The organism is Massilia phosphatilytica (assembly GCF_977014125.1).
In genome coordinates this window covers 1-4220 of sequence record NZ_CDRNIL010000040.1, presented here as the reverse complement: position 1 = coordinate 4220, position 4220 = coordinate 1, and the positions used below count along the sequence as shown (strand labels likewise).

The following is a 4220-nucleotide window of genomic DNA, read 5'->3' as shown; positions in this document are numbered from 1 at the left end:
TTATCATGTACTTCGTTCAGTTACGTATGCAGGGTAAAACGGAGGAGTTAGTTGGATGATCCAGCACCTGCATCCATAAATGAGCGTTCACATCCACGCGCACAGCATTGCAGTCGGGTTTGAGCTTTTCCCGCATGCGTTTAGACGGCTGCGGCCTCAGCAGTCGCATTGCTTCGGCATGAACAGTTCTGTGATGGAGCGCAGACTCCGGATCGCCCTTGGTGTACTGGGCGCCGCATTCGTGACAGACCATCTCGATACGACGCGGTCGGCGCCATTTCGGTCCCACGATTGTCAGCATCGTCGCTTGTCCGCCGCGTGATAAACATTGAAAACGATACCCGTTTTGGCTGCGCCAATCCTGTTGCGTGGGGACTTCATGTAATGACTCTTCCGCGTGAAGCGTCAGGCGATGCTTATGCCGAAAAGCCTTATACGAATAGATCTCGGCCTGAGAAATCGTTAAGCGTTGAAGTAGCGCAATCTCATCGTGCATCGAGGCAACCATGGGCTCCGGGTCGACAGTCAATCCCAGGTGCTCGAGGAAGATGCAAAATCCGACAACGTCGGCAGCAGCCATCATAGGCATTGCGATGTAATCTGCCGTTACAAATCGTGGCGTGTCACGAACCAAACGCGTCGGGTAATCGGCGATTTCCGCTAATCGTTGAAGGTCGAGATTGGACACCCGCCCATCCATGCCTAGGATTAAATCATCGACATCGCAAGGCTGCGCCCAGCCTTGAGCCAGAATACGGTGCCATAGTTGCCGCGGAAACGGTCGCGATACGGGGCGGCCGCTTTGAGGACATCGGCGAGTTGGCTTAAAAGCCGGACAGGTAAACGCATCGGCAGAGGTTCAGTAGTTTGCGGACAGGGACGTTCTCTAGAATTGCATCACGCGTCACAGAAATTGACGTTTTGAAATATCTTATCACCCTTTGCTACGACAGCAACCGGGTTTGCGCGCGATAGCGAGGTAAGGGATACATAAGCGGTAATTCCACTCACCCTTAACTTTGATACTTCGTTCGGTACGCGTGAACGAACTAGCCGTCGATGGCAGGATCGTCGAAAGCCTCCCATGCTGACATCGCGGTGCGCGGGAACGAAATTGTGTCCTCGAAGTCGACCAGAAACCGTTCAAGTTTGAACGTGCCGGGGATATTCCTGATTTCGTAGAACTCTACGGGATCGGAGCGCCCGTGCAGCGCTTTCATAATCGTGTGCCGCACCGCGCCGGGACATCGTAATCCAAAAGTGATATCGGTGAGTTTTAATGGCGATTCTTGCTGGCCAACCATCCCGATGAGTCGCCATTCTCTTTCGTAGGCCCATTCTGGTGCTTTGCGTAACAGGACCTTGGCATCCAACGATGCAATCGCACTCTCGTTTTTGTGCAACAGTGCGGCTTCGAGCGAACTGGTTGTTATTGTTCTGTCCCCGCCATAATTTACCAGTTTAAGCTCTGGCGTCGGCTGTCGGTCTAGCGAATAGCCAATACATAAGCCACGGTGCTGATCACCATAATGGCTCCACAGCAGTGGATTTTTATAATCCTCGGCAAAGCAGCAGATACCTTTCCCGTACCGATTGAGTAATTCCGTTTCAATCTTGGTACGAAGTATGCTGAGTTCAGCCGCTCTCGAATCTTCGTAATCGGGATTGGTTGCGTGATACACGACGTCTTGAATGGTCCGAACTGCCTCACGTTGTGCGACTTCGTCAGCGTGTGAGTCCGCCCTGCCGTCTGCCAATTTGGCCTTTTTGAGCGCTGCAATCGTTTCGGCATGCACACGAGTCGCCACCATTTCTTCCAAAATCTTGCGCAGACGAGGCAGGTCACAATCGACTTCGACGACTGGGCTACAGTCGAAAGGATCGTTGAAAGTTCCCGGATTGGCGAAGAATAGCTCGTCGTTACACAACAGGTCGATCGTAGAGGACGAAAAGGATCGGTAGCGATAAACGGATTTAGGAGGAATGCTCAAAATCTTCCCATTAGCTCTAGGTTTATTTGCCTGCTTTGCGGCTTTCGGTGCCTTGTCTCCCAGCATAATACTGCTCGGCGGCCTCGGCAATGCGCTTTTCCTTCGCTTTCACGTAAATCGACGTGGTTGACGCGCTCGCATGGCCAAGGATGTCCTGTGCCACGACGAGCGGCATCCCCTCATCGACGGCCTGGGTGCCGAACGTGTGTCTGAAGGCGTGCGGCGAGGTATCCTCAAGCTGCGCCAGATCTTCCGGCGCAAGCAAAGAAGCGCCCGACGGTGCGTTATCGGTGACGTGCTTATGGACCCGGCGCAGCGCTCCCGCCACCACGTTGTAGAGTGAATTCGAGTAGTACCCGTTTGCGCCGCCATTGGCGTGACGTGCCTGCGCGGTCTCCGTACCAGGCACCACCAATGGCGCTAGCAGTGGGAGGTCGACCGTTTGCGTGTCGAAGTCCAGGCCGCGATCGCGCCAGTGTGCGCGTAATGCGTCGATCGTGCGCGGGCTCACCGGCACCCTACGCATCTTGCTCCGCTTCCCCAAGACGACCAGCATCCAGACTCCGGCCGCGTGTCTGCTTGGCTTGAGGTTATGGCGGCGTGCACCCGCGACCTCTGCGCGGCGAAGCCCCGAATCGCCCATGAGCAGAATCCCGGCAAGAGCGACCCGGTCCTGCTTATTCTTGGCGGTCATGCCCCGTTCGGAGAGCACATTTACCACGGTGTCCCACGCGTTCGCGCTCAGCGCACGGTCGATTCGCATGCCATCAGCTTGCTCGATGACGACCGGATCTTTCACAGCAATCCAGGGATTGCCTGCCAGGTAGCGCACCTTGACCAGCCAGTCGAACATGGCCCGCAACACACGGACCGCGTATTTTTGTGATTCCGCGTCCATCGGCTCGAGCGCGAATGGCCGCCAGCGCTTGCTGGTCTTCACCGTGCGCTTGCCGCGGAACTCCGGCAGGGGATCGCGCAAGAAGTGTTTGTACAGCTCGCAGTCGTCCACCAGGAGCGACGACATGGGCTTACAGGCGACGAGCGTGCACCAGAGGATGAATCGCTCCAACTCCTTACGATAGGCCCGCTCAGTGCTGTCCTGACCCTTGTAGCGGTTCAGGTAGGCGTTGATCGCTTCAAGGTCGTTCCGTGCGGAGATAAAGCAAAACGCAGGTGCTCGGTTCGCGCCATCGACGCCGGATAACCAGGCCGGCAGCTGGAACGTGCCGAGCGGTGCTACCTCGCGTCGTCTTGTCGTGTCCAGCACGGGTAGCAAATCGAAGGTGTCCGTCGGCTCGGGGTGCGTCAGTCCAAGATCGATTTCGCCAGCTGGTCTGGCCATTGGCGAAGCCATCGCATGATCGCGCCAGCGCGGCCGGCGCCGATACGTGGCACTCGAGCGCCACCCCAGCCCGGGCCGCGGCGCAGAATAAGGTCGACTAGGTCGCCAAGGGTCTGGATACCTTCTTCCTTGAGCGACCGAGCAGTCTGGGCCGGAACCACTGTGCCACCGGTTGCGCCCGGTTCGGCGTCGGCTTCGGTAGATCGGCCGCCGCGATGAGGATGTCGAGCGCCTTCTTCGTGATGGCGCCGCCTTGCCGCGCACCCTTCAGGATTTCGGCAAAGGCTGGGTTGTGCTCGATAGCGCGTTCGATGAGGGGATGCCGCTGGTCGTGGCACAGGACATCCTTGGCCATGCGAGCGCGTCAACCACGTCGATTTACGTGAAAGCGAAGGAAAAGCGCATTGCCGAGGCCGCCGACAGTGCTGAAGAAGCAAGCACGGAAAGCCGCAAAGCAGGCGAATAAACCTGAGCTAATGGGAAGGTCAACATCCTCCTAAATCCGTTTATCGCTACCGATCCTTTTCGTCCTCTACGATCGACCTGTTGTGTAACGACGAGCTATTCTTCGCCGATCCGGGAAGCTCGACGATTCCTTCGACTGTAGCCCAGATCTTTCAGTAGAAGTGGATTGTCTGACCTGCCTCGTCTGCGCAAGATTGGAAGAAATGGTCGCGACTCGTGTGCATGCCGAAACGATTGCAGCGCTCAAAAAGGCCAAATTGGCAGACGGCAGGGCGGACTCACACGCTGACGAAGTCGCACAACGTGAGGCAGTTCGGACCATTCAGACGAGGTGCTGGATCATCCAACTAACTCCTCCGTTTAACCTTCAGGTGCTGGATCATCCAACTAACTCCTCCGTTTTAACCTTAGCAATTGGTAAT

Annotated in this window: 6 protein-coding genes; 1 reads left to right on the top strand and 5 read right to left on the bottom strand. The window is 56.5% G+C overall.

Going from position 1 to position 4220, the window contains the following annotated elements:
• Nucleotides 1–16: 16 nt before the first annotated feature.
• The 5 genes from ACWNCF_RS01660 to ACWNCF_RS01640 all read right to left on the bottom strand — a co-directional run bounded on the left by ACWNCF_RS01660 (nt 17) and on the right by ACWNCF_RS01640 (nt 3494).
• The gene (locus ACWNCF_RS01660) at nt 17–688 is read right to left on the bottom strand and encodes a hypothetical protein (protein ID WP_449405782.1); all 672 of its coding nucleotides are present in this window, start codon (nt 686–688) and stop codon (nt 17–19) included.
• Between the two features lie 20 nt (nt 689–708).
• Complete coding sequence (locus ACWNCF_RS01655; RefSeq protein ID WP_449405781.1) at nt 709–849, bottom strand: hypothetical protein; 141 nt, start codon at nt 847–849, stop codon at nt 709–711.
• A 200-nt stretch (nt 850–1049) separates the two neighbouring features.
• A complete protein-coding gene (locus ACWNCF_RS01650; protein WP_449405780.1) occupies nt 1050–2057 on the bottom strand; it encodes a DUF2971 domain-containing protein in 1008 nt (335 codons plus the stop codon).
• Complete coding sequence (locus tag ACWNCF_RS01645) at nt 2014–3258, bottom strand: tyrosine-type recombinase/integrase (protein ID WP_449405779.1); 1245 nt, start codon at nt 3256–3258, stop codon at nt 2014–2016. Before ACWNCF_RS01645 ends, ACWNCF_RS01650 begins: the two co-directional genes overlap by 44 nt.
• Before the next feature lie 38 nt (nt 3259–3296).
• Nucleotides 3297–3494 carry a phage integrase family protein gene (locus ACWNCF_RS01640; protein WP_449405778.1) on the bottom strand — a complete coding sequence of 66 codons (198 nt, stop codon included), beginning with the start codon at nt 3492–3494 and terminating at the stop codon, nt 3297–3299.
• Between the two features lie 92 nt (nt 3495–3586).
• On the opposite strand from ACWNCF_RS01640, the gene ACWNCF_RS01635 reads away from it, so the two are divergent.
• Nucleotides 3587–3799, top strand: coding sequence for a hypothetical protein (locus tag ACWNCF_RS01635; protein WP_449405777.1), 213 nt, complete (start codon nt 3587–3589; stop codon nt 3797–3799).
• The last annotated feature ends 421 nt before the right edge of the window (nt 3800–4220 follow it).